This window comes from Pseudomonas crudilactis, from assembly GCF_013433315.1.
Taxonomy (GTDB): Bacteria; Pseudomonadota; Gammaproteobacteria; order Pseudomonadales; family Pseudomonadaceae; genus Aquipseudomonas; species Aquipseudomonas crudilactis.
This window is the reverse complement of record NZ_WXVV01000029.1, coordinates 53,162-80,022: the sequence shown is the minus strand read 5'-3', so window position 1 is coordinate 80,022 and position 26,861 is coordinate 53,162. Positions and strand designations below refer to the sequence as shown.

The following is a 26,861-nucleotide window of genomic DNA, read 5'->3' as shown; positions in this document are numbered from 1 at the left end:
GTACTTTTAAAAACGTCCGAAGGACCGGGTGCCAGAGACAGCCCGAAGTCACTCCAAAAATGCATCGCCCCGTTTTGTGCGTGTGCCCCGTTCTTAAAAATCCTTGAGCGGACTATAGCCAGCAGGTGGTACTGCTTGATCCCTCTAAAGTGTGATTTGCAGCTGCCGGCCACTCTGGAACAGTCCTTTCGCCAGTCCGACACATGTCGGCACGGCAAGGATGGCTGATTTTTTCGATTTCACAAGCCAAGCGCTTGCTTGGTGGGTCTGGCGCGCCGGTTTCGGCGCGCCAGCAGACACTCAAAGTGTCGAGAGGAAGGTGCTGTTGTTGGCCTGCCATTCGGTGATGTCGAGGCGGATGCGCTTCTTGTCGAGCTTGCCGACACTGGTCTTGGGAATTTCGGTAACAAGGGCGATCTGACTCGGAATCGCCCACTTGCTCAGGTGGCCCAGTTCCACGAACGGCTTGAGGTGTTCCTTGAGCTCGCGCGCCCCGATCACGTGCCCTTCGCGGATCACCAGCAAGGCAAACGGACGCTCGCCCCACTGCGGATCGGCGATGCCTACCACTGCTACTTCGCGTACCGCGACGTGACGACTGATCAGGTCTTCGAGGTCCAGCGAGGAGATCCACTCGCCGCCGGTCTTGATCACATCCTTGATGCGGTCGCGGATGTCGATCACGCCCATGCTGTCGAGCGTGGCGACGTCGCCGGTGTGCAGCCAACCGCCGGCCCAGAGCTCGGCGCCCTTCTGCGGTTCGTTGAAATAGCCCTCGGTGAGCCATGGCGCACGCAGCACCAGTTCGCCCTGGGTCTCACCGTCGGCCGGGAGGAAATTGCCGTCGCCGTCGACGATTGCCGCTTCCACCAGCGGCCCCGGCACACCGGCCTTGATCCGGTAAGTGGTGCGCTCGTCTTCGGTGCCAGCCATCAGCTCGTCGTTGAGATGCGCGCAGGAAACCAATGGCCCGGTTTCCGACATGCCGTACGCGGCAGTGAGCTGTATGCCGCGAGCCTTGGCGGTTTCGTACAGAGTGCGGTTGAGTGCGCTGCCACCGATGACGATTTTCCAGCCGCCGAAATCAGTGCCCTGCGCCCCTTTGGCGTTGAGCAGCATTTGCAGAATGGTTGGCACGCAGTGGGAGAAGGTGACCTTCTCTTTGCGCCACAGCTCCACCAGAAACTCGGGATCGTAACGTCCCGGATAAACCTGTTTCAGGCCCAGCATGGTCGCCACGTAAGGCAGACCCCAGGCGTGAACGTGGAACATCGGCGTGATCGGCATGTACACATCGTTGGTGCCAAGCAGGCGCACGCTGTCGATGGAGCCCATGATCGTCGACACGCCCATGGTGTGCAGCACCAACTGTCGGTGGGTGAAATACACGCCTTTCGGATTGCCAGTGGTGCCGGTGGTGTAGAACGTGGTGGCGACCGAATTTTCGTCGAAGTCCTGGAAGTCGTACTGCGGACTTGCAGCGGCCAGCAGTTGCTCGTACTCGCCAACCAGATTCGGCAAATCGGCGGTTTTTTCCGGCAGATCAGTCAGCAGCAGGGTTTTCTCGACCGTGGTCAGGTGCGGCGCGATCGCCTGGTAGAGGCCGACAAACTCGCTGTTGACCAGCACAAAGCGGTCCTCGGCATGGTTCATGGTGTAGAGGATCTGCTCCGGCGACAGGCGCACGTTGATCGTGTGGATCACCGCGCCGATCATCGGAATCGCAAACATGCATTCCAGGTAACGGTGGCTGTCCCAGTCCATCACCGCCACCGTGTCACCGGCCTTCACACCGGCCGCCGTCAGCACGTTGGCCAGCCGCGCCACGCGCTCGATCAGGGTCGGGTAGCTATAGCGAATCTGGTCGCGGTAAATGATCTCGCGGGTTTTCTCGTAACGGGCGCCGGACATCAGCAGCCGCTTGATCAGCAATGGATACTGGTAGGCCCCATCGGCCGGGGGAATGACGCGAGTCTGCAACATAAGAATCCCTTTTCTGACTGCACGGTGTTGGCGTAGAGATCGGTACTCTAGAACCCTTATACGCCAGCTAAATCAGCCAAAGGAATGATTTGCAAAGCCGTACAAATGCTAGCTTTGCGCCAGCATTTGCCGGTTTTCGTCTCAGATCAGGCCGTTTGCCCTACAGCCTCCTCGGAAGGCGTCCGTGGGAATACGACTGCTGCAAGGAAGGTCAAAGCGCCGAAACCCGCGAGAATCAAGTACAGGCCTACAAAGCCATGGCGCGGTTCGACATAGGAAATCAGTGGAATCGCCGTCGCACTGGCGCCAAACGATAAACAATAACGCAGGGCGAAGACGCGCGATTGCCATTGCGGGGCAACGAAGTTGGCAACCATCGCATCGTTCACGGTGACCTGACCAAACACCACGAACATGAACGCTGCGCCGAGGGCGATCACCGCCCAGCCGTCGGCATAGGCCAGCGCAAACAGCAGCGGTGCCTGGCACAGCGTCAGGACAATGAACGGCCATTTCAGGCTGAGACGATGCAGCACTCGACCGATGCTCAACTGCGCAACCGCACCAAAGGCATACGCCAGACTGACCACCACGCCGAGGGTTTGCGGCGAAGCGAACAGCTCATGCAAACGTTCCTGAAACAACTTCGGATAGGTCATGGTGGTGGCGTTGAACACCACGCCGCCGGTGGCTGTGGCCAACGCCAGCACGCCGAAAACCATCACCATCGAGATGCGCTGACCGGCCGCCCCCTTGAGTGGCGTGTGCGCACGCGTCGGAATCGGTTCTTCGCGCACCTGCAAGGCGAAGCCAAAACCCAGCACAATCGCCACCGCACCCGGTAACAGAAACGCCGAGCGCCAGCCGAATTGCGCCACCAGCAAGCCTGTGATCAGCGCCGAAAATGCCACGCCAAGATTGCCCCACATGCCGTTGATGCCGATTTCACGGCCACGGTTTTGTGCGTAAGCAACGAGCATTGCCGTGCCCACCGGGTGATAGATCGCCGCGAAAATACCGATCAGGGTCAGGCCGATCACCAGCATGCTCGGGCTGCTGCTCAGTCCGGTAAAGATCGCCGAAGCACCAATGCCGAAGAAAAACACCAGCATCATCTGCCGCCGACTCCAGTGATCGCCGAGCCAACCGGCGGGCAGCGAACAGGCGCCGAAGGCGATGAATCCTCCCAATGACAGGCCGATCAACGCGGCGTAATCAAGACCGAACGCTTGAGTCATGCCGAGCACGGCGGCGGGAAAAATCAGCATGAACATGTGATCGATCACATGCGCGGCGTTGATGTAGCGAATGACATTACGGGATTGATTCATGGCGGCACGCTTTACGTTGTTGTGTGCCGTTTATGCTAGGTTGGCCGCAAAGCGCATTCCTGCCAAGCAAGTCATCAAATCAGACATGTTGATCAGCCATTTCGAACACGGTCCGGTGAGTGCCTACCCCCGGGATTATCTGGACGGCGCGCACCAACCGCTACATCTGCATCGCGAGGCGCAGCTGCTGTATGCCGTCAGCGGGATCATGCGGGTGGTCACGGCATCCGGTGCGTGGGTGATTCCGCCGAGTCGCGCGGTGTGGATTCCACCCGAGGTGGCGCACGAGATTTTCATGAGCGGCGATGTGCAGATGCGCTCGCTGTTCATCGCGCCAGAATTGTCACCCGCCAGCCTGCAACAGTGCTGCGTATTGGCCGTGACGCCGCTGCTGCGCGAGCTGATCCTGCGCGCGGTGCAAGGGCCGCCGCACGCCGACAATCCGCTGATTCAGCAATTGATGCTGGAAGAACTCGCCGGTCTGGAAAACCTGCCGCTGCACATTCCGATGCCCAGCGACCGGCGTCTGCAAAATATCTGTCTGGCACTGCTGCACACCCCGGATCATGCCAATACCCTGGAAGACTGGGCGCAGCAGGTCGGCGCCAGCTCACGCACGTTGGCGCGGCTGTTTCAGCAACAGTTGCAGATGAGTTTCAACGCTTGGCGCCAGCAACTGCGCTTGATGGAAGCCCTGCCCCGCCTGCTCGCCGGGGACAGCGTGCAGCGTGTAGCGCGGGATCTGGGTTACGGCAGCGCGCGGGCGTTCAGCGCGATGTTTCGCCGTTTGCTCGGGGAAAATCCGCGCGACTACCTGAATAACCTGAGCAAGCTCAGCGCACTCGTTTAGGAATTCCCCCCTGTGGGAGCGAGCTTGCTCGCGAAAGCAATCTTCCAGTCACCTGTGATGTCGACTGATCCGACGCCTTCGCGAGCAAGCTCGCTCCCACAGTTTGATCGCGTTTTTCAGCTCTTAGTGCATCTCGGTAAACGCGATTTTCACGCCGAGCGCGATCAGCACCGCACCCATCGTGCGATCAAACCAGTGCCCCATGCGGGCGAAACCGGCACGCACCCGTTGCTGGCTGAACAGCATCGCCACCAGACAGAACCAAATCGCAGTCGCGACCGCCAGGTAAATACCGTAACCCGCCTGCACCGCCAGCGGCGTGTGCGGGTTGATCACCACGGTAAACAGCGACAGGAAGAACAGCGTGGCTTTCGGGTTCAGACCGTTGGTCACAAAACCCGAGGTGAACGCACCGCGCGCCGTGCGTACGCCGGCCTCTTTGTGCAGATCATCGGCCACGACTTTCGCCGGTTGCGCCCGCAGTGCCTTGAAGCCGATGTACAGCAAGTAAGCGGCGGCCGCCCATTTCAAGGCGTTGAACAGCACGATCGACTGCGACACGATCAGGCCGATACCCAGCAGCGAATAACCGACGTGGAGGAAAATCGCCGTACCCACGCCCAGCGCGGTCCAGGTGCCGGCGCGACGCCCGTGGGTCACGCTCTCGCGCACCACCACGGCAAAGTCCGGGCCGGGGCTGGCGACGGCCAGCAGGTGGATCAGTGCAACGGTCAAGAACTCGGTCCAGTACATGCGGGCTCCTTTCGGCCAAGCGTATCGATTTGTTTCATCTGGTAGGCTCGGCAGATTACGCCCAACGCTCACAGCACAAAAGGTACAGTTGATGACGAACACGCGCCGCGCGGTATTCCTTGATCACCCTTCGCTGGATCTCGGCGACCTCGACCTCAGTCCACTGCGTGAGTGTTTCAGCGATCTGCAGCTGTTCGCGCAGACCTTGCCCGAGCAAGTTAGCGAGCGCCTGCAAGGCGCCACCGTGGCGATCAGCAACAAGATCATGATCGACGCTGCCGCCATGGCCGCCAACCCCGCTCTGAAACTGATCCTGATCACAGCCACCGGCACCAACAACGTCGACCTCGCCGCCGCCCGCGCGCAGGGCATCACCGTGTGCAACTGTCAGGGTTACGGCACGCCGTCGGTGGCGCAACACACGATCATGCTGTTGCTCAACCTTGCCACGCGTCTGGCCGATTACCAGAAAGCCGTTGGCGAAGGACGCTGGCAGCAGGCGAAACAGTTCTGTCTGCTCGACTATCCGATTGTTGAACTGGAAGGCAAAACCCTCGGCCTGCTCGGTCATGGCGAACTCGGCGGCGCCGTGGCGCGACTGGCCGAAGCCTTCGGCATGCGCGTGTTGCTCGGGCAGATTCCCGGTCGCCCTGCTCGCCCGGATCGTTTGCCGCTGGATCAACTGCTGCCGCAAATCGACGCCCTCACCCTGCATTGCCCGCTCAATGAACACACCCGCCACTTCATCGGTGCTCACGAGTTGGCGTCGATGAAGCCCGGTGCGTTCGTGGTCAACACCGCCCGTGGCGGCCTGATCGACGAGCAGGCGCTGGCCGATGCCTTGCGCAACGGCCACCTCGGTGGTGCCGCGACGGATGTGTTGAGCGTCGAGCCGCCGACCCAGGGCAATCCGTTGCTCGCGGCGGACATCCCACGCCTCATCGTTACGCCACACAACGCCTGGGGCAGTCGCGAGGCACGGCAACGCATCGTCGGCCAATTGACCGAAAACGCTCAGGCGTTCTTCAGCGGTAAGGCGCTGCGGGTCGTCAGTTGATAAACTGCGGCACTTTTTTTTGAGGAGCAGTTATGGATCCGCGCAGTGAAGTACTGCTTCGTCAGCCCGAGTTGTTTCAAGGTTCGTTGTTGTTGGCCGGTTTGCCCGCCGACGATTTGCTCGGGCGCCTGCCCAACGCATTTGGCTGGTGCTGGCATGCCGGCGATCAAGCCGCGCTGGACGCCCGTTTTGAAGGCCGCAGCCATTTCGGTGTGAACGTGCCGGAGCGCGAGTTCGACAGCGCTGTTGTGTTTCTGCCCAAGTCCAAGGACCTGACCGATTACATCCTCAACGCCGTGGCCTCACGTCTGGCCGGGCGTGAAGTGTTTCTGGTCGGGGAAAAACGCAGCGGCATCGAAGGCGCGTCCAAGCAGCTCAACCCGTTCGGCAAGCCGCGCAAACTCGACAGCGCGCGGCACTGCCAGCTCTGGCAAGTGACCGTAGCCAACGCTCCTGAAGCGAAATCACTGGAAAGCCTGGCGCAGACCTATGAACTGCCACTAGCAGAAGGCCCATTGAAAGTCATCAGCCTGCCGGGCGTGTTCAGCCACGGTCGCCTCGATCGCGGTAGCGCCCTGCTGCTGGAGCATCTGGACAAACTGCCGAGCGGCCATCTGCTCGACTTCGGTTGCGGCGCAGGCGTGTTGGGGGCTGCGGTAAAACGTCGCTATCCGCACAATCAAGTGACGTTGCTGGACGTGGATGCTTTCGCTGCTGCCAGCAGCCGTCTGACGCTGGCGGCCAACGGTCTGGAAGCTGAAGTGCTGACGGGGGATGGTATCGATGCTGCGCCGATGGGTTTGAATGCGATTCTGAGCAACCCGCCGTTTCATGTCGGCGTGCACACCGATTATTTCGCCACGGAGAACTTGCTGCGAAAAGCGGCGAAACATCTGAAAAATGGTGGCGAACTGCGCTTGGTGGCGAACAGTTTCCTCAAGTATCAACCGCTGATCGAAGAGCATCTTGGCGTGTGTGCGATCAAGGCTGAAGGCAATGGTTTCCGGATTTACCGGGCCAAGCGCGGCTGAAACCTCTTTTAAAAAAGAGGCTTGCTCAATCGGATTTGCCTAGGCAGAATCCGCTCCGTCCTAGGGGAGTAGTCTCCCACGAGCGCCAAGCTCGTCCGGCATACGTCAACATACTTGATCCTCAGATCATGGCGTATGCGACCCAAGCGTCCGCAACAGACGGATCGCAGGGTTTGACAAGACCTATGACACGCACACCTTACCCGGGGCGGGAAGGCTGTACGTGTCATAGCCGTGTCGACCCGCCCCTTAGGAAATCCTGATGCTGGACTCGTTACTCGTTCCCACCGCAATCGTTGCCTTGGCCGAAATCGGCGACAAGACGCAACTGCTCGCGCTGATTCTCGCCGCTCGCTTCCGCAAACCCTGGCCGATCATTGCCGGGATTGTCGCCGCGACCCTGGCCAACCACGCAGCAGCCGGTGCGGTCGGCGCCTGGTTCGGCAGTTTCTTCTCGAATGCGACGCTGCACTGGATTCTCGCCGCAAGTTTTACGGCCACGGCGCTGTGGACGCTGGTTCCGGACAAAATGGATGACGATGAAACCAGCACCGCACGCAAGTTCGGGCCGTTCCTGACCACGCTGATTGCGTTCTTCCTGGCGGAAATGGGTGACAAGACTCAGGTCGCTACGGTGATGCTCGCGGCACAATACCCGGATCTGTGGCTGGTGATTATCGGTACCACGGCGGGCATGTTGATTGCCAACGTGCCGGTGGTATTGGCGGGTAACTTCGCCGCAGACAAGCTGCCGTTGACCCTGATCCGTCGCCTCGCGGCTTCGGCATTCATGATTCTGGCAATCGTCGCGGTGTACAAAGCCATGCAGAGTAGTGGCTGGGTGTGACGGCGTAAGTCGATAGACCGCGTCAGCGTTCTTCGTCGGAACGCCGCCCGCAGACAGGCTCGCTCCCACAATGGAATGCATTTCAAAGTGGGAGCGAGCCTGCTCGCGAATGGGCCATCAGCCTCGCTGCAAAACCATCAGGATTTCGGCGCTTGTTCGTACAGCGGCATCACCTTCGGAATCGCCGCCTGCAACGAAGCAATCCGGCTGGCCGAGGCCGGGTGGGTGCTCATGAACTCCGGCGGCGCGCCTTCCGACGCCTTGCTCATCTTGTTCCACAAGGTGATCGCGGCGTTCGGGTTGTAACCGGCGCGTGCGGCCAGCTCAAGACCGATCAGATCGGCTTCGTTTTCGTTGGCACGGCTGTTCGGCAGGGTCATCCCGTAGTTAGCCACGGTGTCGGCCAGCGCCAGACTGTCCTGACCCAGACCAAGCAATGCGCCTGCGCCCTGCTTGGCCATTTCAATCCCGTAGGCCTTGGACATCGCTTCACGACCGTGCTCGCGCAGGGCGTGGGCGATTTCATGGCCCATGACCGCAGCGATTTCATCGTCGGTGAGTTTCAGGCTGTCGATCAGCCCGGTGTAGAAAATGATCTTGCCGCCAGGCCCGCAGTTGGCGTTGAGCTCATCGCTCTTGATCAGATTGACTTCCCACTGCCATTGCGCCGCATCCGGACGGAAGTTCGGCGCCTGGGCGATCAAGCGATTGGCAATTGCCTGAACCCGTTTGGCCTCAGGACTGGTCTTGTCCAGCACACCCTTGCTGGAGGCTTCACCGACAGTCTTCTGATACGACTGGGCATACATCTGGTCGACCTCTTGCGAGGACAGCATGCTGAACATGTACTGCTTGCGCTCCACCCCCACGGCGCCGCCGCTGGTGGTGTTGACCGACTGACAACCGACCAGCAACAGCGCTGCGCTCAGTGCACTTACAACCAATGTCTTGTTCATTCAAAAGCTCCCTGAAAACCTGCCGCGTATCGTAGGCGGGTAATTGTATCGGCGCCAGATACAACGGACGTGTTACACGGTCTTTCAGACGCTTTCCACCCTGACTGTCGTAAAAAATTCACACCACCTGCCCTGCCGCTTGCAACAGCGTCGTGCACTGATCCATTTGCGACATCGGCTGGCAATTGCACCTGCTCACACTCATGGCCCAATGCCGGCTGCCGATACATCAGCGCAGACGTCCTCTTGCGTGCGGAGCTCCCATGAAGTTCAAGTCGATCCAGTTTTCCGTTGCGGCCCTCGCCGGCGCCATCGTACTTAGCGTGGTGGCCGCGCTGGTGCTGTATGCGCTGTTCTCCGGTGCGCGCACGCAAGAAATGGTGCAACAGCGCACTCAGGCGCAGTTCGAACAAGTCATCGAACAGCGCCTGACCTCGCTGGCGCAAACCCAGGTCAGCCAGATCCAGCGCGAGCTCGAAGCGCCACTGCTGATTGCCGGCGGACTGGTGCGGGTCAACGCCCTGCTCGGCACACCGGGCGCCGATGGCCAGCCGCGCCTGAGCGTCAGCCGCGAGCAGTTGATCAGCCTGATCAAGGAAAACGTCGAAAAAAACCCGAAGATTCTCGGCACCTACATCGGCTGGGAGAGAAACGCCCTCGACCACAATGACGCGGCTTATGTCGGCACCAGCGTGGTCGGTATCGACGCGGCCAACGGGCGTTTCCTGCCGTGGTGGTTCCGCAACGATGACGGCACCCTAGGCCTGGACAAACTGGTCGACGTCGACGACCAGAAAACCCTGTCCACCGGCGTGCGCGCCAGCGAGTACTACCTGTGCTCGAAAGAGAGCAAAAAATCCTGCGTGATCGATCCGGCGCCGTACAAAGTCGGCGACAAGATCGTCATGCTCGCCTCCTTTATTGAACCGATCCTGCTCGACGGCGCCTTCCAGGGCATCGTCGGCGCCGACCTGTCGGTGAACTTCATTCAGGAAATGCTCCTCGGTGCCAACCAGAAGTTGTACAGCGGCGCCGGGCAAATGGCCCTGATCGGTGGCAACGGACGGATCGTCGCGTACACCAAAGACCCGAGCAAATTCGGTGAAAAAGTCAGCGACATCCTCGACACCGAGCAGACCGCCAACCTGGCCAATCTCAAACGCGGTGAAGTGACTTATTCGGTCAACAAGGACAAGGGCCGCATCGAGTTGTACCTGCCGTTCGGTATCGGCCAGACCGACGCACGCTGGACATTGATGCTGCAATTGCCGCTCAACGCGGTGATGGCCGACCTGCAAAAGCTGCAGAGCGATCTGGAGGTCCAACGCAAATCCGACACCTTCGGCATGGCCATGGTCGGTCTGCTCATCGCCGGCCTCGGCCTGCTGGTGATCTGGCTGGTCGGCCACGGCATCGCCCGACCGCTGAAGCAAATGGTCGCGATGCTCAATGACATCGCTCAGGGCGAAGGTGATCTGACCCGACGTTTGAGCAGTGATCGCAGCGATGAACTCGGCTCGATCGCCAAGGGCTTCAACACCTTCCTCGCCAAGTTGCAGGCGATGATCACCCAGGTGGTGACGTCGGTGCAGAGCGTCAGCGATTCCTCGGAGCACACCGCCGACATCGCCATTCGCACCAACATCGGTATCCAGAAACAAATGGCTGAGATCGATCAGGTCGCCACGGCGGTGCAGGAAATGACCGCCACCGCGCAGGACGTCGCGCGTAATGCGACGCAGGCGGCACAAGCGGCCAGTCATGCCGATCAGGCAGCGAGTCAGGGCATGCAGATTGTCCGCGATACGTCCAATTCGATCGGCGTGTTGGCGCTGGAAATCGGCAAAGCTGTAGATGTGGTGCAGACCCTGGCCAAGGACAGCGAAAACATCAACGCCATCCTCACGGCGATTCGCAGCATCGCCGAGCAGACCAATCTGCTGGCCCTGAACGCGGCGATCGAAGCGGCGCGTGCCGGCGAGCAGGGTCGTGGTTTTGCCGTGGTGGCGGACGAAGTGCGCAATCTGGCGCAGAAAACCCAGAAAGCCACCGAAGAAATCCAGACCATGATCCAGCAACTGCAGCAGGGCACTCGCGATGTCGTGCGGGTCATGGAAGACAGCCAGAACCGTACAGACGAAAGCGTGCAGCACGCGGCGAAAGCGGCCCAGGCGCTGGAGACGATCACGCAGGCGGTGTCGGTGATCAACGACATGAACACGCAGATCGCCAGTGCGGCCGAAGAGCAGAGCGCGGTGGCCGATGACATCAATCGCAACGTGATCAACATCGGACAAGTGGCCAATGAGGTGGCGGGCGGTGCGGATGAATCGAGTTCGGCGAGTGCGGACCTGACCAAACTGGCGGAACAGCAGCGGCGGTTGATCAATCAGTTCAAGGTTTAGTGATCTATTAGCGCAAGGTGACTTTCAGTCAGGCCATATAACCGTCCTTGCGCTCATCAACCACCCGCCTACTTGATAAAAAGATCCGCACTGACAATCGGTGACGGATTGCCTGCTTCATCCGTAGCAAAAGTGCAATAACGCACGTTATGTGTTTTGGTTATGGTCATCTCTTGACTGAACAGAGAGTAACCACTCTGACTGTGGCAGTCGGTTGCATCGAGCACACCATACTTAAAATAGGATTTGATATTTTCGTTAAGCCGGACGGATGTCCCCACCTGCCATTCAGTCCCGCTATCGAATGTAGAAATCTTCGGCACCTGAACCGGAGCCGTATTATCTATTTGGCGCAACTGAACCGTCGCATAATGCGGGGATGGCCAGTCTGGCTGGCCATACCGTTTACCGATAACGCAAATAGCCTGGACGCCTTCACTGTTATCGACAGCCAATCCTGTCAGGGGTTGATTGACCACCTTGACTGCCTCGCCATACCCTTCTGACCGTTCACACTGGATGGAACTGGCAGCACCCGTTTTGTAGCGAACAAATTCATAGCTGTCTTCAATCCTCAGATTCCATTTGGCCGGTCGTAACTGACCGTCACTTTCCAGAACCTCGGAGCGCGTCGACCACGATCCTGTTCGCAGCAGTCGGACTCCGGTACCCGGATCAAGTTTACTCAAGTCCAGGGTATTATCAGCTCGAAGCGCCGCCAGAATGCTATCCACCGCATTGGTATACACACCCTCAGGTCGACTGATCAATCCGGACCCGGTTATTTCACAGGGGCGGGCATACCCGCAACCGGAATACTCAGCAGCGGTTGTTGTCGACAGCACGCCGATTACACGGTTGCTACCCTTGGTAAAGACAGGTGACCCCGAAGAGCCTCCAGAAACGCCAATGCAGTCATTGGCGCGTGCCTTTGGCCAAAACCACGGTAGCTCAGGCCTGATCGGAAAGTCGCTTTCGAAAACAGCCACAGGCGGCTGTGATGAACAAATTGAATGCCGTAGATAATGATCAGGAAAAAACCCCTCAGGAATATGTACAAGGTCAATGTCAACATCGGAGGTTTCAAAGTTTTTTAAAACGGCAGGCTTAATGCCTCGCGAGCGAAGTTCGCCATAGGTAACGTCCAACTGCAACAACCCGATATCCGCACCTTTCATACTCGAATAAACAATACGATTTATGGAATATCTGTAATGATCACGGACATTGTCATAAAAATAAGCGGGGATAAAAAAATAATTCGGTGATACCGGCATGTCTATAACGACATCATTACTACCTATCATACTGGCGTCACGAGCACAGTGATCAGCAGTGATAATAAGAGCAGGTTGATCAGATTTTGGCGTTGCGTTGCTCGCCACAAGTGTTGCCGTGCATTCCCACCCCGTGGAACCGGCCGTACCTCTCATTTTACCGACAGCAAAGAATCGCTCTGATCCCGTCGCGGTAGCTGATAACAATGGAGGTAGCTCAGACGAGGACAATACGTTACGGGCCGTACTGGATATAATCATGCTACCCGCATAACTTGTATCAAACCAAAGGCTCACGTACACCGTTGCAAGCAGATAATTCCTGAACAGCTTGGCAAGTAGACGGATAACACTCATGGAAAGCATTCCTTTTTATACTTACTGAAATCGTAGAATTTCAAGTACCGCAGGAGGAATACGCGTGTTAGTCCCATATTGTCTACTGTCAGAAATTACAGGTAGCTGGCTTTTCTGGACAACGCAGCTACCGCTTGTCGAACATCAGACAGGCAATATCAAATGCCTTCAACCCGGAGTCAGACACTCGGGCCCATTGAGCTTTGGATCATTGATCAGGTTCGCCAGCACCCGCTCGCGCAAGGCCGCCGGTTCGCTGGCCAGCAACCCCTGCAACACATGCAACGGCGTCTCGGGATCGAGCCACGCCGCCTGCCCTGCTTCATCAAGGATCAACGGCCGGCGCTGACTCGACGCCGGTTGTGTAATCACCGCTGTACTCAACCACACCTGCTCCTGCACCGGATAAGCCTCCCAGATCGCCGCAAAAAACAGTGATGAGCCCTCCCCCGGCGTCAGCCAGAACGGACGCTTGCGCTGCGTCCCGCGCCATTCGTAAAAACCGTTGGCCGGCAGCAGGCAGCGACGCTGGCGCAGCGCCTCACGAAACATCGGCTGCTCGGCCACGGTTTCCGCACGGGCATGCGCCGGGGTTTTCGACAGATCGGTCAGCCACGGCGGCGTCAGCCCCCAACGGGCGCGGGCCAACGTGCGCTGGCCAGCTTCATCGGCACGCAGCATCAACACCGAATCATTGGGGGAAATGTTCCACTGCGCCTGCTGATCGGCGGGAAAACCTGGCAGGGCCGCGAAATCGCGGTTCCAGCGAAACAGGGCATAACGTCCACACATGGGGCAACACGACTCTGAAGTAAAACGAAGCTCAGCCTAACAGACCAGCGTCCCGGGGAAGCTCTCCGGCTCATCGCCGGGCAGCGGCAGCGCGGCATTGTACGCGGTGATCAGCTCGCGGGCGTATTCGGCCTGATCGTTATCCACAGACAAGCCCAACAGACCGAAGATCGGCAGCTCGCCCGTTCCACCGAGCAAATCGCGACCAATCAAGTGCGCCTCGATGCCTTCGCTGGCGAGCATGCCCTTGAGCATTTCACCTTCCATCAGGTTTTCCGGCTCATAGATTCGCTGCATGGGCGCGCCTCACTCGTTTTCGCTGAAGACTTCCAGATGCCATTCCTCTCCATGAACCTGCAATACAAACGTGATCGGCCGACAACACACCTGACAGTCCTCGATGTAAGTCTGATCTCCACCGGACAGGTCCAGCGTCGTCTCTACTACTTCCCCACAATAAGGACATTCGTAATCAGCGGTTTCCAGCATCGCGGTCTCCCAAGTGACTTGTGCGTATAATCGCCGGTCTATTTGCAGGGCTATTTTTGTCTGGCTACTTTTTCAGACCGTGCCCCGCGGGTTTTCGATCAAAACCTTTACTTACCCTAGCCGTTTCCAACAAGAGAGCATGATGGGCGAATTCGATGCCATCCGACCTTACGACGACAGCGAAGTACCTGTGGTACTGGCAAGACTGCTCGGCGACAAGGCGTTTCTAGATATCCTCACCCACTTCCGCTTCCCGCGTTTTGCCGGTGCCTTCGGCTGGATGCTCAAACCACTTATAGCCCATCGACTGCGTCGTGAGTTCGCCGACGTGACCTCGGTGGCGACGTTGCAGGACAAGGTCGAGTCCTACGTCGACCACACCATCGAGCGCGCCACCGACGGCGTGACCTACACCGGTGTCGAGCAATTCAAGTCCGGCAGTGCCTATCTGTTCATCGCCAACCACCGCGATATCGTCATGGACCCGGCCTTCGTCAACTACGCCGTGTACCACGCCGGCCTGCCGACGCCACGCATCGCGATTGGCGACAACCTGCTGCAGAAGCCGTTTGTCAGCGACCTGATGCGCCTGAACAAGAGCTTTATCGTTCATCGTTCGATCACTGGCCGTCGCGAGAAAATGGCCGCGTATCAACTGTTGTCGGCGTACATCAACCACTCGATCCGTAACGATTGTGCGTCGATCTGGATCGCTCAGGCCGAAGGTCGGGCGAAGGACGGCGACGACCGCACCGAGTCAGCGATCCTCAAGATGTTCCACATGAGCCGCAAGGACGAACCGTTCGGCGAAGTCATCCGCTCGCTGAACGTCACCCCGGTGTCGATCAGCTACGAATATGACCCGTGCGACCAGGCCAAGGCCCGCGAGCTGTACATCCGCGCCACCACTGGCACCTACGCCAAGGCGCCGGGCGAGGATGACGTGAGCATTGCCAAAGGCATCACCGGCTACAAGGGCCGCGTGCACGTGAACTTTGCCGCGCCGATCACCGAGCTGTTCGAAGACACCAAGCAATTGGCGATCGAAATGGACAAGCAGATTCTCGGCGGTTACCGCTTGTTCCCGGTGCATTACCTGGCCTATGCGCAGTGGGCTGACGCCGATCCGCAACTGAGCGTGCCGAAAGCTGACGAGGTGTTTCCGGCGGATGAACTGGCCAAGGCGCAGGAAGAATGGCAGAGCCGACTGGACGCTTGCCCGCAAGAGCATCGTCCGTATCTGGTGCTGCAATATGCGACGCCGGTGCGTAATCAGTACCGGGTCAAAGCTGGGCTACCGTTGTAAACGGATGCCAGCAGACGCAAAAACGGCGCCTTCGGGCGCCGTTTTTTTATGCCTGAAGCATTTAGAAGCGCGTGCTGATCCAGGAAACGATCAGGGCCAGCCCGAGGCAAGCAAAACCAAAACGATAGAAAAACCGGTTCATGCGCAAGGTCGCCCAATCAAGGATTGGCTCGGCATTCGGCTGCGCCTGACGCTGGGCGGCAATGCTGGCCATCGCGCGCTGTTCACGGCGGCGGGTGGCGTGCAGCAGCCAACTGCCCGGAAACGCCAACAACAACGCCAGCAAGTTGATCAACTTGGCGGGATGGGCGGTAAACAGCGTCATCAAGTGCAGCGACATCACAGACCTCTATCTGAACCGGTATGGCAGGCGCCAGATCGACGACCGCGGCGCGGATTCTACCGAAACCCGAGTGCCCTGCCCCAGGCTTTGCGACAAATTACCTGACAATCGACCGATGGCTGTCCTGTGTCACGGCTTCGTCATGTGGATGCACCAAGATGCGCGCCTCGAAACGCACATGGAACGCGACATGCTTCACGCTGAAAACCAGGATCGTCTGTACCTCATCACCCCCTACGACGAACAACAGAGCCTCGTCGGCAGCCTTGCCTTCAATGTTCAGGACCGCCATTGGCTGGTGTATTGCGCGCTCGGCGGGCATCAGCATGCAGATTTGCCTGAGACTGACTTGCTGACGGGCGTTAGCGTGCTCGACTTCTATTCTCAGGCGGCCTGAAAAAAGCAAAAGCACCCTCACCCTAGCCCTCTCCCGGAGGGAGAGGGGACTGACCGAGGTGTTTATTCGAGATACATCGACCTGAAAAACTCGAGTTGAACTCCGGTTCTGAAAAGCCCCCGATCGGCTCCCTTTCCCCCTCGCCCCTTGGGGGAGAGGGCTGGGGTGAGGGGGTAAGATTTCAGGCCCCACAAAAAAGCCCGGAACCATCACTGGCCCCGGGCTTTTGCACATCCGTCGAAAACTTACTCAGCCAGAACCTGACCCACCGTCGGATCCTTGAACAGACGCGTCAGCGCATCGCTCAACACATCGCTGACCAGTTTGGTGTTGGTTTCCTGGTTCGGCGCCATACCGAATCGCTGATCCAGCGAAGCGCCGTAACGGCCGCTGTAACGGCGGTTGGCGTTCTGCACGTCGGAGCGGAAGGTCGCGCCGATGGTCGCTTCGGTCACGTACATGCCTTCTTTCGGCGACTGATACTTCAGTTCGGCCAACGTCACGGTCAACTGCGGCGCGTTCGGTGCGTTGTTGGTCGGGGTGAAACCGAGCAAACGCACGGCAGCTTCAGCCTGGGCTTGCAGCTTCGGCAGGATCTGCTCGCGCTGCACGGTGATGGCACTGGTTTCCGGGTACAGGCCGCCACGGGTGCCCAAGGTTGGCGACGGACGACCGTCTACTACACGCACAACAACAGGCTGGCCACGACCGACCGCTGGCAGCTGGGTGGTCAGCTTCGGCTCCGGGTTCAGTTGTTGCGGGCTGTGGGCGCAGCCGGCCAGGGTCAAACCGGCCACAGTGATCAAACCGAACAACAGGCGTTGCAACATGCTCTTCTCTCCAGAATCAGGCACAAACAGGCCGGCAGTATAGCGGTGGGCCACTGCGGGTAACCAGCGCCCGACAGTGAATACTGAAATGTCTGACAAACCTGTGGGAAAGCGGTTCCTGTCACAGATTATTCACCCGCCATACACCTTCACGTCACGGCGCATTGGCAACCTTGCAATCAGTCCCCCACAAGGTACTCAACCATGCGTTATCTGATCTCGTTGTTCGCGCCACGCCCGTTGCACCGCAGCTTCGCCCTGCTCGATCGCAACGGCCATTGCCAGGCTTTCAAGCAGTGCAGCCTGCAGCCAATGGGTGACGGTTGGGTGGAAATCGAAGAAATCCGCCTCAACTGGTTGCACCAGCCACTGCCCGCCAGCGCCCGCGTCATAGCGTCGCAGCCCCGTGCACGGGCGCAAGCGATGTTGAGCATCTGACCGGATGCCTAATAAAAGTCATTAAACACGAGCAACTGCGCGCATTTCTTCGATACAATCTCCCCCCGATTATAAGGACGTCTCCTGATCGGGCCCCGCAACAGCGTCAATGCGCATGCATCGACACCCAAAATCGCCCACAGAGAGCCGCCCACACAGATCGAGTGAAGTTGGCGCGCTTGCCTGTTCTTCCGGCAAAAACCCCGCTTTTCGCGAATCTGCAGAGCTGTCATGACGCTCGGCCACCGCGTTGTTTTGCCTTTGCGGGCAAGGTGCCAGGCCTGGACAGCCCTTTTTTGAGGTTCACGTCTTCAAAAGAGCGTGAAAAAAACGGGTTTTCACAACTTCACAAGAGTGTGGCGAGCAAATGAAAAGTTTTGCGTCTGAACATGCACCATTAGCGTCTGAAACAGCCCAACGACACAGGACCGGGTATACCTCGAATATCGGAGCCTGAAGCCTGTCCGCTACGGATTTGGTTGCACAAAAACGGATGTCTCGACCATAAGTCGAATTGCCAGCTGCGTGCTGAAATGAGTTCATGGAGCTCTTGAAAGCCAAGCCGCATACATCCGTCGAAGTTGCGAAAAATTGCGAAGATTCGGACATGGCGAACCTGACCACGGATAGCCCGGACATCACTGACCTGTCCCGGAACGCCTGGCAGCCATGCCGACAATTTGGTGCTGCAGATTTTGGAGACGCGTTAAATGGCGCATAACGAAGCAGTCGACGTAGTACTGGTTGGGGCCGGCATCATGAGTGCCACCCTTGCCGTACTGCTCAAAGAGCTCGACCCCGCGATCAAGCTGGAAGTCGTCGAGCTGATGGATTCCGGTGCTGCGGAGAGTTCCAACCCGTGGAACAACGCCGGTACCGGTCACGCCGGCCTGTGCGAGCTGAACTACACGCCGCAAGCCGCCGATGGCACCGTCGACATCAAGAAAGCCGTGCACATCAACACCCAGTTCGAGGTGTCGAAGCAGTTCTGGTCGTACCTGACCAAAAAAGGCACCTTCGGCTCGTGCAAATCCTTCATCAGCCCGGTGCCGCACCTGAGCTTCGTCCAGGGCGACTCAGGCGTGTCCTTCCTCAAGTCGCGCTTCGACGTGCTGCACAAGCATCACGCGTTCGCCGACATGGAGTACACCGAAGACAAGGCCAAGATGGCCGAGTGGATGCCGCTGATGATGCCGGGCCGCTCGCCGGACGAAGTCCTCGCCGCGACCCGCGTGATGAACGGCACTGACGTCAACTTTGGCGCCCTGACCAATCAGTTGCTCAAGCACCTGACCAGCGCTCCCGATGCTCAAGTCAAATACTGCAAGCGCGTGACCGGCCTCAAGCGTAACGGCAGTGGCTGGACCGTCAGCATCAAGGACGTCAACAGCGGCAGCAGCCGTGAAGTCGACGCCAAGTTCGTCTTCCTCGGTGCCGGTGGCGCTGCCCTGCCGTTGCTGCAGGCTTCAGGCATCGAGGAAAGCAAAGGCTTCGGCGGCTTCCCGATCAGCGGCCAGTGGCTGCGTTGCGACAACCCGGAAGTGGTCAAACAGCACCAGGCCAAGGTGTACAGCCAGGCCGCTGTGGGTTCGCCACCGATGTCGGTGCCGCACCTGGACACCCGCGTGGTCGACGGCAAGAAATCCCTGCTGTTCGGGCCATACGCCGGTTTCACCACCAAGTTCCTCAAGCACGGTTCCTTCATGGACCTGCCGCTGTCGGTTCGCGCCGGCAACATCGGGCCGATGCTGGCCGTGGCGAAAAACAACATGGACCTGACCAAGTACCTGGTCAGCGAAGTGATGCAATCGATGGAACAGCGTCTGGACTCCCTGCGCCGTTTCTACCCGGAGGCGAAAGCCGAAGACTGGCGCCTGGAAGTGGCCGGCCAACGCGTGCAGATCATCAAGAAAGACCCGAAAAAGGGCGGCATCCTGCAGTTCGGTACCGAACTGGTTGCGGCCAAGGACGGTTCCCTCGCCGCCCTGCTCGGCGCTTCGCCGGGTGCGTCGGTGACCGTTTCGATCATGCTCGAACTGATCGAGAAGTGCTTTCCGGCCAAGGCCAAAGGCGAGTGGTCCGGCAAACTGGCGGAAATCTTCCCGGCCCGTGAAAAGGTGCTGGAAACCGATGCTGCGCTGTATCGCAAGATCAACACGCAGAACAACATCGCGCTGGAACTGGTTGAAGAAAGCAGCGAGACCCCAAGCTACGCTTGATCTTGCCGCATAAAAAACGCCCCGTACTCAGTGAGTGCGGGGCGTTTTTTTATGCTTGGGAAAAGTCTCAGGTGCGGGACTTTTCGATCAGCTCGATGTATTCCGGGGCGTTGCGCTGATCGGCGATCAGCTCAACGAAGGTCTTGCCCTGTTCGTCCTTGCCATCGACGTCGTAGCCAGCCGCAACGAAGAAGCCCAAGAAGCGTTCGAAGTCATCGATGCGCAGGCCACGGTAAGCCTTGATCAGTTTGTGCAGCGACGGCGACGTGGCGTCGACCGGTTCAAAATCGAGGAACAGCTTGATCTGCTCATCGCCGATCTCGTCACCAATCACTTGTTTCTTATCTTTACGCATTGCCGACTCCAGCTCGCAGACATGACACGGGGCGGGCAGTTTACCCCTGCCCGGCCGCCCGGCTCAACGCGATCGCAGCGCCCCGGTGTGCAAATCGGCCCAGATATGACCGTTGGCGTAACTGAGGAACTGCACATACACGGTGTCATTGCGCAGCAGATCGATAATCACACGGTATTGGGCCTGTGGATAAAACAGTGTGAGGGTTTTGCTCTTGTCGTCATAAACCGGCTTTTTCAGGCTTTTGCTTTCGCCGTCGAAATTGACCAGCACCTGAGTGATCGTCGCGCCCTTGTTCAGGGATTTGCCCTTGAGGCGAATCAGCAGCGGTGACGTGACCGGAATCGGCTGTTGATTGGACTGGCGTTGTGCGCCCACCACTACGGAATAGTCAGTGACCTGCATGAGTTGCTGCTGTTCAGGCTCGGCATCGCGCACGGTCAGATCGTCCGGCGGCAGGAATTGGCTGTGCATCGGCGCGGCGGACAGCGGCAGGCTGAAGATCAGGAAAAGCGCGGCGAGGCTGCGGACAAAGAGGCGCATGACAGGCTCCGGAGGGCGGGGCCGAGCACTCTAGCATGGGATTAAAAGCAAAAGATCGCAGCGTTCCGCAGCTCCTACGGGTTTACATCAATCCCATGTAGGAGCTGCCGAAGGCTGCGATCTTTTGATCTTGTTTACATGCCTTTAACGGCAAAGATCCCGTTGGCGTTGCGCCAGTAGCCTTTGTAGTCCATGCCGTAACCGAAGATGTAACGGTCGATACACGGCAGGCCGACGAAATCGGCTTTCAGGTCAGGACGCGCCTTGCGGTCGTGATCCTTGTCGATCAGTACGGCGGTGTGCACTTTGCGCGCGCCGGCGTGTTTGCAGAAGTCGATGATCGCGCCGAGGGTGTGACCTTCGTCGAGGATGTCGTCGATGATCAGCACGTCGCGGTCGATGAACGAGACTTCCGGCTTGGCTTTCCAGAACAGGTCGCCACCGCTGGTTTCGTTGCGATAACGGGTCGCGTGCAGGTAGGACGCTTCCAGCGGGAATTGCAGATGCGTCAGCAGCTTGCCGGAGAAGATCAGGCCGCCATTCATCACGCAGAACACCACCGGGTTGCTGTCAGCCAGTTGCTCGTTGATTTGTGCACCGACGCGGGCGATGGCCGCCTCGACTTCAGATTCGGTGTACAGGCAGTCAGCCTCTCGCATGATTTGACGGATATGCTCGAGATCAGCGGACATGGCGCTCTCCAGGGGGTTCGATTTCGGAAAAGCGGGCAAAGGTACGCATCCCGCGAGGTCGAATCAAGCATTTGTGGACTAACGTACAGAATGTCCTATAGGACATCACCCTCGGATAGATTAATCTAGGCCGGTTTTTTTGCCCGCCGCCGGAGTTTTTCCATGCCCATCCTCGAGATCCGCCATCCGCTGATCCGCCATAAACTCGGCCTGATGCGCCGCGCTGACATCAGCACCAAGAATTTCCGTGAGCTCGCTCAGGAAGTCGGCGCCCTGTTGACCTATGAAGCTACCAAAGATTTGCCGCTGGAGTCCTACGATATTGCAGGCTGGTGCGGCACCGTGTCGGTCGAGAAAATCGCCGGCAAGAAGATCACCGTCGTGCCGATCCTGCGCGCCGGTATCGGCATGCTGGAAGGCGTGCTGAGCCTGATCCCGGGTGCCAAGGTTTCCGCTGTGGGCGTTGCCCGTAACGAAGAAACCCTGCAAGCGCACACCTATCTGGAAAAACTGGTTCCGGAAATCGACGAACGGTTGGCGATGATCATCGACCCGATGCTTGCCACCGGCAGCTCCATGGTTGCGACCATTGATCTGTTGAAGAAAGCCGGCTGCAAAGACATCCGCGCGATGGTGCTGGTTGCCGCACCGGAAGGCATTGCTGCCGTAGAAAAGGCTCACCCGGACGTGACCATCTACACCGCGTCCATCGATGAGCGCTTGAACGAGCACGGTTACATCATCCCAGGGCTTGGCGACGCCGGTGACAAGATCTTCGGCACCAAGCAGAAGGACGCGTGAGCATGCAGCAAGAGTTCAACGATCCGCTCTGGCGCACGGTGCTGTCCGGCGCCCAGATGCTGTTCGTGGCTTTCGGCGCCCTGGTGCTGATGCCGCTGATCACGGGCCTGGACCCGAACGTGGCACTGTTTACCGCAGGTCTGGGGACGATTCTGTTCCAGATCGTCACCGGGCGTCAGGTGCCGGTGTTTCTGGCGTCGAGCTTCGCTTTCATCACCCCGATCATTCTCGCCAAGGGCCAGTTCGGCCTCGCCGCGACCATGGGCGGTGTGATGGCGGCCGGTTTCGTCTACACCTTCCTCGGCCTTGCCGTGAAGATCAAAGGCACCGGTTTCATCGACCGTCTGCTGCCACCGGTGGTGATTGGCCCGGTGATCATTTCCATCGGCCTGGCCATGGCGCCGATTGCCGCGAACATGGCGATGGGCAAGGCTGGTGACGGTTCTGAACTGATCCATTACCAGACCGCGATGCTGATCTCGATGCCGGCGCTGCTGACCACGCTGATCGTGGCGGTGTTCGGCAAAGGCATCTTCCGTCTGGTGCCGATCATCTCCGGTGTGCTGGTCGGTTTTGCTATGGCGTTCTATTTCGGTGTGGTCGATACCGCGAAGATTGCCGCTGCGCCATGGTTTGCGATCCCGCACTTCACCGCGCCGGAATTCAACTGGCAGGCAATTCTGTTCATCGTTCCGGTGGCGCTGGCTCCGGCCATTGAGCACATCGGTGGCGTGATTGCCGTCGGCAGCGTGACCGGTCGCGACTATCTGAAGAAGCCAGGCCTGCATCGCACCCTGCTCGGTGACGGCATTGCCACCACCGCTGCCGGCATGTTCGGTGGTCCGCCAAACACCACCTACGCGGAAGTGACGGGCGCAGTGATGCTGACCAAGAACTACAACCCGAAAATCATGACCTGGGCGGCGATCTTCGCTATCAGCCTGGCGTTCATCGGCAAATTCGGCGCGCTACTGCAAAGCATTCCGGTACCGGTGATGGGCGGGATTCTGTGCTTGCTGTTCGGTTCGATCGCAGCGGTGGGGATGAACACCCTGATCCGTCACAAGATCGATCTGGGCGAAGCGCGCAATCTGGTGATCGTCTCGGTGACGTTGGTGTTCGGGATTGGCGGTGTGCTGGTCGGCACCGGCACCGGTCCAGACGACTTTGGCCTCAAAGGCATCGCGTTGTGCGCGGTGGTGGCGATTGCGCTGAACCTGATTCTGCCGGGCAATGATGGCTGGAAGAACAAGAAGGCGGATGAGCCGCTGATCTGAACCTTTAGATCTTCATCGCCTGACAGATAGCTAACGCGAGCAGGCTCACTCCTACAAGGTCAACGCAATACCTGTAGGAGTGAGCCTGCTCGCGATTTGCTTTTAGAGGGCCAGCGGCGCTCGTTCGCAGAGGGTTGCCAACGCCTTAGCCCATTGCCGGTCGTCATTCAGGCACGGCACCAGCACCAACTCCTCCCCCCCCGCTTCGCGGAACTGTTCCTTGCCGCGATCGCCAATCTCTTCCAGCGTCTCGATGCAATCGGCGACAAACGCCGGGCACATCACCAGAATCTTCTTCACGCCGTTTTTCGCCAGCTCATCCAGGCGCGCTTCGGTGTACGGTTCGATCCACTTGGCCCGGCCCAGCCGCGACTGAAACGACACCGACCATTTGCCATCCGGCAGGCCCATGCGCTCCGCGAACAACGCCGCTGTACGCAGGCATTGCGCGCGATAACAGGTGGCCAATACCGCAGGCGAAGCGTTCTTGCAGCAGTCTTCATTCTTGAAGCAATGATTGCCGGTCGGATCGAGTTTGGTCAGGTGCCGCTCAGGCAAACCGTGGAAGCTCAGCAGCAAGTGATCGTAATCCTGTTGCAGATGCGGCCTGGCGCTTTCGACCAACGCATCGAGGTATTCCGGCTGATCGTAGAAGGGTTGCAGCACCGACAATTGCACATCGAGCTTGTTCTGCCGGATCACCCGTTTCGCTTCTTCGATCACCGTGGTTGTGGTGCTGTCGGCGAACTGTGGATACAGCGGCGCCAGCGTGATGCGCTTGTGCCCCGCCGCGACCAGTTTCAGCAAACAGGTTTCAATCGAAGGCTCACCGTAGCGCATCGCCAACTCGACCGGGCCGTGGCTCCACTGCGCGGTCATCTGCTGTTGCAGGCGACGGCTGAGCACCACCAGCGGTGAACCCTCCTGCCACCAGATCGAGGCATAGGCGTGGGCCGATTGCTCGGGGCGCTTGATCAGGATCAGCGACACCAACAGACGCCGCACCGGCCATGGCAGGTCGATCACGTACGGGTCCATCAGGAATTGATTGAGGTAGCTGCGCACATCGGCCACCGAGGTGGAGGCCGGGGAACCCAGGTTGACCAGAAGCAAGGCGTGATCGGTCATGCAACGTCCTATTTCAGAGGCGGCTGGAGAGATCATCCAGGGCCGCGCGTAAATCCGTGAACTGGAAAGTGAAACCCGCTTCCAGCAAGCGTGCCGGCATAGCCTTCTGGCCGCCGAGCAACAACAAAGACATTTCGCCGAGGCCGACTTTCAGCGCCAGCGTCGGCATCGGCATGAACGCCGGGCGGTGCAACACGCTGCCCAGCGTTTTGGCAAATTCGCGATTGCGCACCGGTTGCGGCGCGCAGGCATTATAAGGACCAGCGGCCTGCTCGCGGTGCAGAAGAAAATCAATCAGGGCGATTTGATCGTTGATATGAATCCACGGCATCCACTGCCGACCATTGCCCAAAGGCCCGCCCAGCCCGAGTTTGAACGGCAGCAATAACCGCGACAAAAAGCCGCCCTCGGCCGACAGCACCAGACCCGTTCGCACCAGTACCACACGGATGCCCTGCGCTTCGGCGCGCAGTGCGGTTTCCTCCCAGGCGATGCACAACTGGCTGGCGAAATCGTCGATCACCGGCGGCGATTCTTCGGTCAACTCGCGCTCACCGCCATCGCCGTACCAGCCGATTGCCGATCCGGAAATCAGCAATGCCGGTTTCTGCGCGCGGGTTTCGAGCCAGGCCAACAGCGTCTCTGTCAGCGTGATACGGCTGCTCCACAGCAACGCTTTGCGGCGATGGGTCCATGGCCGATCGGCAATCGGCGCGCCGGCCAGATTGATGATCGCGTCCACAGGTTCCTCGCCGAGATCTTCCAGGCGCGCGATGCCGCGCACCTGTGCACCGCAAATCTTCGCGACTTTCTCCGGCTTGCGGCTCCACACCGTCAAGCGATGTCCCTGCCCCAACCAGTGTCGGCAGAGCTGACGTCCTATCAAACCAGTACCGCCGGTCAGCAATATGTGCATGACATCTTCCTCGCGTGGCGTTTAACCCGGATCACTAGTCTATTTTTATAAGCAGGGATCTTTTCTATCGGGCAGGCTCTATTGTTTAACCATAGGCCAAGCTGTCAGAACGAGAACGCTAGAAGTTATACCAAAAAACAAAATTGTACAGGTTTCATCCACGGCGTAGTCTGTACAGAAAGGTAAACGAGGCCCCTATGACTGTACCTATCGCAATCATCGGCACCGGCATCGCCGGGCTCTCCGCCGCCCAGGCTCTGACAGAGACAGGGCATACCGTGCAATTGTTCGATAAAAGTCGCGGCAGCGGCGGACGCATGTCGAGCAAGCGCAGCGACGCTGGCTCGCTGGACATGGGCGCGCAGTATTTCACTGCTCGCGACCGCCGCTTCGTCACTGAAGTGCAGCGTTGGCAAAGCCTGGGCTGGGTCGCCGAGTGGACGCCGCAGCTCTACACCTATCAGGGCGGGCAGCTGAATCTGTCGCCGGACGAGCAGACCCGCTGGGTCGGGACGCCGCGCATGAGCGCCATCACTCGTGGCCTGCTCAACGGCCTGGAAGTGCACTTTGCCTGCCGCATCACCGAGGTCTATCGCGGTGAAGAACATTGGCATTTGCAGGACGCCGAAGGTTTCACTCACGGGCCGTTCAGCCACGTCGTGATCGCCACGCCGGCGCCGCAAGCAACTGCCTTGCTGGCCGCGGCACCGAAGCTCGCCGGCGCGGCTGCCGGAGTGAAAATGGAGCCGACCTGGGCCGTTGCCCTCGCTTTCGAGACACCGCTGGATACACCCATCGAAGGTTGCTTCGTGCAAGACAGCCCACTCGACTGGCTGGCGCGCAACCGCAGCAAACCGGGGCGCGACAACACCCTCGACACCTGGGTGCTGCATGCCACCAGCGCGTGGAGCCGGCAACACATCGACTTGTCCAAGGAAGCGGTGATCGAGCAACTGCACGGTGCCTTTGCCGAGTTGCTGCACAGCGCCATGCCCGCGCCAACCTTCAGCCTCGCCCACCGCTGGCTCTACGCACGTCCCGCAACAGGCCACGAATGGGCGACGCTGGCCGATGCCGATCTGGGCCTCTACGCCTGCGGCGACTGGTGCCTGTCCGGGCGCGTCGAAGGCGCTTGGCTCAGTGGCCAGGAAGCTGCGCGACGTTTGCACGAACACCTGCAATGAACCGCATCAATCCGCGTAAATTGCTGCTGTCGAAATGGACAGCAGCACAGCCGCAGAATCGTGAAAAACATTTTCTGGTGACCGAGTTGTTCCGTGATGAGGAAGGCACGGTGCTGGCGGTTGAGTTGCAGGCGGTGTTGACCAAGCGTGCTGAGCGCCTCGATTGGCAGACACTACAGAACAACGCCGAATGGCTGCAGGGCTGGAAGTAAATACCGTCCCCTGTGGGAGCGAGCTTGCTCGCGAAGGCGGTGTGTCAATCAATGCATTTGTTGAATGTTAATGCGTATTCGCGAGCAAGCTC

General features: G+C 59.1%; 27 protein-coding genes, 2 pseudogenes and 1 riboswitch. Of the genes and pseudogenes, 14 read left to right on the top strand and 15 right to left on the bottom strand.

Annotated elements, in window-relative coordinates:
- Positions 1 to 300 precede the first annotated feature (300 nt).
- Together GTU76_RS26125 and GTU76_RS26120 are read right to left on the bottom strand one after the other, a co-directional pair.
- On the bottom strand, positions 301 to 1,983 hold the full coding sequence (locus GTU76_RS26125) for a fatty acid--CoA ligase (RefSeq protein ID WP_007912801.1): 1,683 nt from the start codon (positions 1,981 to 1,983) through the stop codon (positions 301 to 303).
- A gap of 146 nt (positions 1,984 to 2,129) precedes the next feature.
- Entirely contained in the window at positions 2,130 to 3,314 is a 1,185-nt protein-coding gene (locus GTU76_RS26120; RefSeq protein WP_180699946.1) for an MFS transporter, read from the bottom strand.
- Between the two features lie 85 nt (positions 3,315 to 3,399).
- Between GTU76_RS26120 and GTU76_RS26115 the strand changes: the two genes are divergently transcribed.
- A complete protein-coding gene (locus GTU76_RS26115; protein WP_180699950.1) occupies positions 3,400 to 4,164 on the top strand; it encodes an AraC family transcriptional regulator in 765 nt (254 codons plus the stop codon).
- Between the two features lie 123 nt (positions 4,165 to 4,287).
- On the opposite strand, the gene GTU76_RS26110 is transcribed toward GTU76_RS26115, so the two are convergent.
- Complete coding sequence (locus GTU76_RS26110; RefSeq protein ID WP_108226027.1) at positions 4,288 to 4,917, bottom strand: LysE family translocator; 630 nt, start codon at positions 4,915 to 4,917, stop codon at positions 4,288 to 4,290.
- A 91-nt stretch (positions 4,918 to 5,008) separates the two neighbouring features.
- Between GTU76_RS26110 and GTU76_RS26105 the strand changes: the two genes are divergently transcribed.
- The 3 genes from GTU76_RS26105 to GTU76_RS26095 all read left to right on the top strand — a co-directional run bounded on the left by GTU76_RS26105 (position 5,009) and on the right by GTU76_RS26095 (position 7,852).
- Positions 5,009 to 5,974 carry a 2-hydroxyacid dehydrogenase gene (locus GTU76_RS26105; RefSeq protein WP_150707667.1) on the top strand — a complete coding sequence of 322 codons (966 nt, stop codon included), beginning with the start codon at positions 5,009 to 5,011 and terminating at the stop codon, positions 5,972 to 5,974.
- Positions 5,975 to 6,006: 32 nt separating this feature from the next.
- Entirely contained in the window at positions 6,007 to 7,005 is a 999-nt protein-coding gene (locus GTU76_RS26100; protein ID WP_102901153.1) for a methyltransferase, read from the top strand.
- A gap of 50 nt (positions 7,006 to 7,055) precedes the next feature.
- Positions 7,056 to 7,180, top strand: a riboswitch (yybP-ykoY riboswitch).
- An 87-nt stretch (positions 7,181 to 7,267) separates the two neighbouring features.
- Positions 7,268 to 7,852 carry a TMEM165/GDT1 family protein gene (locus GTU76_RS26095; RefSeq protein WP_007912813.1) on the top strand — a complete coding sequence of 195 codons (585 nt, stop codon included), beginning with the start codon at positions 7,268 to 7,270 and terminating at the stop codon, positions 7,850 to 7,852.
- Between the two features lie 137 nt (positions 7,853 to 7,989).
- Here GTU76_RS26095 and GTU76_RS26090 read toward each other — a convergent pair whose 3' ends face one another.
- A complete protein-coding gene (locus GTU76_RS26090; RefSeq protein ID WP_180699945.1) occupies positions 7,990 to 8,808 on the bottom strand; it encodes a M48 family metallopeptidase in 819 nt (272 codons plus the stop codon).
- Positions 8,809 to 9,011: 203 nt separating this feature from the next.
- Here GTU76_RS26090 and GTU76_RS30670 point away from each other — a divergent pair.
- Both GTU76_RS30670 and GTU76_RS30665 read left to right on the top strand, forming a co-directional pair.
- Positions 9,012 to 10,358, top strand: a pseudogene (locus GTU76_RS30670) (methyl-accepting chemotaxis protein); the annotation flags it as partial.
- Positions 10,359 to 10,703: 345 nt separating this feature from the next.
- Positions 10,704 to 11,213: pseudogene (locus GTU76_RS30665) on the top strand (methyl-accepting chemotaxis protein); the annotation flags it as partial.
- A gap of 68 nt (positions 11,214 to 11,281) precedes the next feature.
- On the opposite strand, the gene GTU76_RS26080 reads toward GTU76_RS30665, so the two are convergent.
- The 4 genes from GTU76_RS26080 to GTU76_RS26065 form a co-directional block, all read right to left on the bottom strand.
- Positions 11,282 to 12,847, bottom strand: a complete 1,566-nt coding sequence (locus GTU76_RS26080) for a hypothetical protein (protein ID WP_180699943.1) — start codon at positions 12,845 to 12,847, stop codon at positions 11,282 to 11,284.
- Positions 12,848 to 13,015: 168 nt separating this feature from the next.
- Complete coding sequence (locus GTU76_RS26075) at positions 13,016 to 13,639, bottom strand: SOS response-associated peptidase (protein WP_180699942.1); 624 nt, start codon at positions 13,637 to 13,639, stop codon at positions 13,016 to 13,018.
- A 36-nt stretch (positions 13,640 to 13,675) separates the two neighbouring features.
- Entirely contained in the window at positions 13,676 to 13,936 is a 261-nt protein-coding gene (locus tag GTU76_RS26070; RefSeq protein ID WP_007912819.1) for a putative signal transducing protein, read from the bottom strand.
- 9 nt (positions 13,937 to 13,945) lie between these two features.
- On the bottom strand, positions 13,946 to 14,128 hold the full coding sequence (locus tag GTU76_RS26065; RefSeq protein WP_016985166.1) for a CPXCG motif-containing cysteine-rich protein: 183 nt from the start codon (positions 14,126 to 14,128) through the stop codon (positions 13,946 to 13,948).
- 142 nt (positions 14,129 to 14,270) lie between these two features.
- Here GTU76_RS26065 and GTU76_RS26060 point away from each other — a divergent pair, with 142 nt between their 5' ends.
- The gene (locus tag GTU76_RS26060; RefSeq protein ID WP_180699941.1) at positions 14,271 to 15,434 is read left to right on the top strand and encodes a 1-acyl-sn-glycerol-3-phosphate acyltransferase; all 1,164 of its coding nucleotides are present in this window, start codon (positions 14,271 to 14,273) and stop codon (positions 15,432 to 15,434) included.
- Between the two features lie 61 nt (positions 15,435 to 15,495).
- Here the strand turns inward: GTU76_RS26060 and GTU76_RS26055 are convergent, their stop codons facing one another.
- Positions 15,496 to 15,774, bottom strand: coding sequence for a hypothetical protein (locus tag GTU76_RS26055; RefSeq protein WP_016985168.1), 279 nt, complete (start codon positions 15,772 to 15,774; stop codon positions 15,496 to 15,498).
- Positions 15,775 to 15,967: 193 nt separating this feature from the next.
- Between GTU76_RS26055 and GTU76_RS26050 the strand changes: the two genes are divergently transcribed.
- Positions 15,968 to 16,174 (top strand): hypothetical protein, encoded by a 207-nt coding sequence (locus GTU76_RS26050; RefSeq protein ID WP_008083982.1) that lies wholly within the window; start codon positions 15,968 to 15,970, stop codon positions 16,172 to 16,174.
- 245 nt (positions 16,175 to 16,419) lie between these two features.
- Here the strand turns inward: GTU76_RS26050 and GTU76_RS26045 are convergent, their stop codons facing one another.
- Complete coding sequence (locus GTU76_RS26045; RefSeq protein WP_008086137.1) at positions 16,420 to 17,004, bottom strand: YajG family lipoprotein; 585 nt, start codon at positions 17,002 to 17,004, stop codon at positions 16,420 to 16,422.
- 204 nt (positions 17,005 to 17,208) lie between these two features.
- Here GTU76_RS26045 and GTU76_RS26040 point away from each other — a divergent pair, with 204 nt between their 5' ends.
- Together GTU76_RS26040 and mqo are read left to right on the top strand one after the other, a co-directional pair.
- On the top strand, positions 17,209 to 17,442 hold the full coding sequence (locus tag GTU76_RS26040) for a hypothetical protein (protein ID WP_016987192.1): 234 nt from the start codon (positions 17,209 to 17,211) through the stop codon (positions 17,440 to 17,442).
- 710 nt (positions 17,443 to 18,152) lie between these two features.
- The gene (gene mqo / locus GTU76_RS26035) at positions 18,153 to 19,661 is read left to right on the top strand and encodes a malate dehydrogenase (quinone) (RefSeq protein ID WP_016987194.1); all 1,509 of its coding nucleotides are present in this window, start codon (positions 18,153 to 18,155) and stop codon (positions 19,659 to 19,661) included.
- Between the two features lie 67 nt (positions 19,662 to 19,728).
- On the opposite strand, the gene GTU76_RS26030 is transcribed toward mqo, so the two are convergent.
- From GTU76_RS26030 to GTU76_RS26020, 3 genes are all read right to left on the bottom strand, one after another.
- Entirely contained in the window at positions 19,729 to 20,016 is a 288-nt protein-coding gene (locus GTU76_RS26030; RefSeq protein WP_093441345.1) for a PA4642 family protein, read from the bottom strand.
- 63 nt (positions 20,017 to 20,079) lie between these two features.
- A complete protein-coding gene (locus GTU76_RS26025) occupies positions 20,080 to 20,559 on the bottom strand; it encodes a hypothetical protein (RefSeq protein WP_180699940.1) in 480 nt (159 codons plus the stop codon).
- Positions 20,560 to 20,693: 134 nt separating this feature from the next.
- Positions 20,694 to 21,251, bottom strand: coding sequence for a hypoxanthine-guanine phosphoribosyltransferase (locus GTU76_RS26020; RefSeq protein ID WP_016987197.1), 558 nt, complete (start codon positions 21,249 to 21,251; stop codon positions 20,694 to 20,696).
- A gap of 162 nt (positions 21,252 to 21,413) precedes the next feature.
- Between GTU76_RS26020 and upp the strand changes: the two genes are divergently transcribed.
- Both upp and GTU76_RS26010 read left to right on the top strand, forming a co-directional pair.
- On the top strand, positions 21,414 to 22,052 hold the full coding sequence (gene upp, locus GTU76_RS26015) for a uracil phosphoribosyltransferase (RefSeq protein ID WP_007912842.1): 639 nt from the start codon (positions 21,414 to 21,416) through the stop codon (positions 22,050 to 22,052).
- A gap of 2 nt (positions 22,053 to 22,054) precedes the next feature.
- The gene (locus GTU76_RS26010; RefSeq protein ID WP_016987198.1) at positions 22,055 to 23,329 is read left to right on the top strand and encodes a uracil-xanthine permease family protein; all 1,275 of its coding nucleotides are present in this window, start codon (positions 22,055 to 22,057) and stop codon (positions 23,327 to 23,329) included.
- Positions 23,330 to 23,431: 102 nt separating this feature from the next.
- Here the strand turns inward: GTU76_RS26010 and hemH are convergent, their stop codons facing one another.
- Together hemH and GTU76_RS26000 are read right to left on the bottom strand one after the other, a co-directional pair.
- The gene (gene hemH, locus GTU76_RS26005) at positions 23,432 to 24,457 is read right to left on the bottom strand and encodes a ferrochelatase (RefSeq protein ID WP_016987199.1); all 1,026 of its coding nucleotides are present in this window, start codon (positions 24,455 to 24,457) and stop codon (positions 23,432 to 23,434) included.
- A 13-nt stretch (positions 24,458 to 24,470) separates the two neighbouring features.
- Entirely contained in the window at positions 24,471 to 25,373 is a 903-nt protein-coding gene (locus GTU76_RS26000; RefSeq protein ID WP_016987200.1) for a TIGR01777 family oxidoreductase, read from the bottom strand.
- A 197-nt stretch (positions 25,374 to 25,570) separates the two neighbouring features.
- Between GTU76_RS26000 and GTU76_RS25995 the strand changes: the two genes are divergently transcribed.
- Entirely contained in the window at positions 25,571 to 26,557 is a 987-nt protein-coding gene (locus GTU76_RS25995) for an NAD(P)/FAD-dependent oxidoreductase (protein ID WP_180699939.1), read from the top strand.
- A complete protein-coding gene (locus tag GTU76_RS25990; RefSeq protein WP_016987202.1) occupies positions 26,554 to 26,769 on the top strand; it encodes a TIGR02450 family Trp-rich protein in 216 nt (71 codons plus the stop codon). The genes GTU76_RS25995 and GTU76_RS25990 overlap by 4 nt, the downstream gene beginning before the upstream one ends.
- Positions 26,770 to 26,861 lie beyond the last annotated feature (92 nt).

Coding starts and splice junctions, on each gene's coding strand:
- GTU76_RS26125 (WP_007912801.1), bottom strand. CDS start 1,983: ATGTTGCAGACTCGCGTCATTCCCCCGGCCGATGGGGCCTACCAGTAT.
- GTU76_RS26120 (WP_180699946.1), bottom strand. CDS start 3,314: ATGAATCAATCCCGTAATGTCATTCGCTACATCAACGCCGCGCATGTG.
- GTU76_RS26115 (WP_180699950.1), top strand. CDS start 3,400: ATGTTGATCAGCCATTTCGAACACGGTCCGGTGAGTGCCTACCCCCGG.
- GTU76_RS26110 (WP_108226027.1), bottom strand. CDS start 4,917: ATGTACTGGACCGAGTTCTTGACCGTTGCACTGATCCACCTGCTGGCC.
- GTU76_RS26105 (WP_150707667.1), top strand. CDS start 5,009: ATGACGAACACGCGCCGCGCGGTATTCCTTGATCACCCTTCGCTGGAT.
- GTU76_RS26100 (WP_102901153.1), top strand. CDS start 6,007: ATGGATCCGCGCAGTGAAGTACTGCTTCGTCAGCCCGAGTTGTTTCAA.
- GTU76_RS26095 (WP_007912813.1), top strand. CDS start 7,268: ATGCTGGACTCGTTACTCGTTCCCACCGCAATCGTTGCCTTGGCCGAA.
- GTU76_RS26090 (WP_180699945.1), bottom strand. CDS start 8,808: ATGAACAAGACATTGGTTGTAAGTGCACTGAGCGCAGCGCTGTTGCTG.
- GTU76_RS26080 (WP_180699943.1), bottom strand. CDS start 12,847: ATGAGTGTTATCCGTCTACTTGCCAAGCTGTTCAGGAATTATCTGCTT.
- GTU76_RS26075 (WP_180699942.1), bottom strand. CDS start 13,639: ATGTGTGGACGTTATGCCCTGTTTCGCTGGAACCGCGATTTCGCGGCC.
- GTU76_RS26070 (WP_007912819.1), bottom strand. CDS start 13,936: ATGCAGCGAATCTATGAGCCGGAAAACCTGATGGAAGGTGAAATGCTC.
- GTU76_RS26065 (WP_016985166.1), bottom strand. CDS start 14,128: ATGCTGGAAACCGCTGATTACGAATGTCCTTATTGTGGGGAAGTAGTA.
- GTU76_RS26060 (WP_180699941.1), top strand. CDS start 14,271: ATGGGCGAATTCGATGCCATCCGACCTTACGACGACAGCGAAGTACCT.
- GTU76_RS26055 (WP_016985168.1), bottom strand. CDS start 15,774: ATGTCGCTGCACTTGATGACGCTGTTTACCGCCCATCCCGCCAAGTTG.
- GTU76_RS26050 (WP_008083982.1), top strand. CDS start 15,968: ATGCTTCACGCTGAAAACCAGGATCGTCTGTACCTCATCACCCCCTAC.
- GTU76_RS26045 (WP_008086137.1), bottom strand. CDS start 17,004: ATGTTGCAACGCCTGTTGTTCGGTTTGATCACTGTGGCCGGTTTGACC.
- GTU76_RS26040 (WP_016987192.1), top strand. CDS start 17,209: ATGCGTTATCTGATCTCGTTGTTCGCGCCACGCCCGTTGCACCGCAGC.
- mqo (WP_016987194.1), top strand. CDS start 18,153: ATGGCGCATAACGAAGCAGTCGACGTAGTACTGGTTGGGGCCGGCATC.
- GTU76_RS26030 (WP_093441345.1), bottom strand. CDS start 20,016: ATGCGTAAAGATAAGAAACAAGTGATTGGTGACGAGATCGGCGATGAG.
- GTU76_RS26025 (WP_180699940.1), bottom strand. CDS start 20,559: ATGCGCCTCTTTGTCCGCAGCCTCGCCGCGCTTTTCCTGATCTTCAGC.
- GTU76_RS26020 (WP_016987197.1), bottom strand. CDS start 21,251: ATGTCCGCTGATCTCGAGCATATCCGTCAAATCATGCGAGAGGCTGAC.
- upp (WP_007912842.1), top strand. CDS start 21,414: ATGCCCATCCTCGAGATCCGCCATCCGCTGATCCGCCATAAACTCGGC.
- GTU76_RS26010 (WP_016987198.1), top strand. CDS start 22,055: ATGCAGCAAGAGTTCAACGATCCGCTCTGGCGCACGGTGCTGTCCGGC.
- hemH (WP_016987199.1), bottom strand. CDS start 24,457: ATGACCGATCACGCCTTGCTTCTGGTCAACCTGGGTTCCCCGGCCTCC.
- GTU76_RS26000 (WP_016987200.1), bottom strand. CDS start 25,373: ATGCACATATTGCTGACCGGCGGTACTGGTTTGATAGGACGTCAGCTC.
- GTU76_RS25995 (WP_180699939.1), top strand. CDS start 25,571: ATGACTGTACCTATCGCAATCATCGGCACCGGCATCGCCGGGCTCTCC.
- GTU76_RS25990 (WP_016987202.1), top strand. CDS start 26,554: ATGAACCGCATCAATCCGCGTAAATTGCTGCTGTCGAAATGGACAGCA.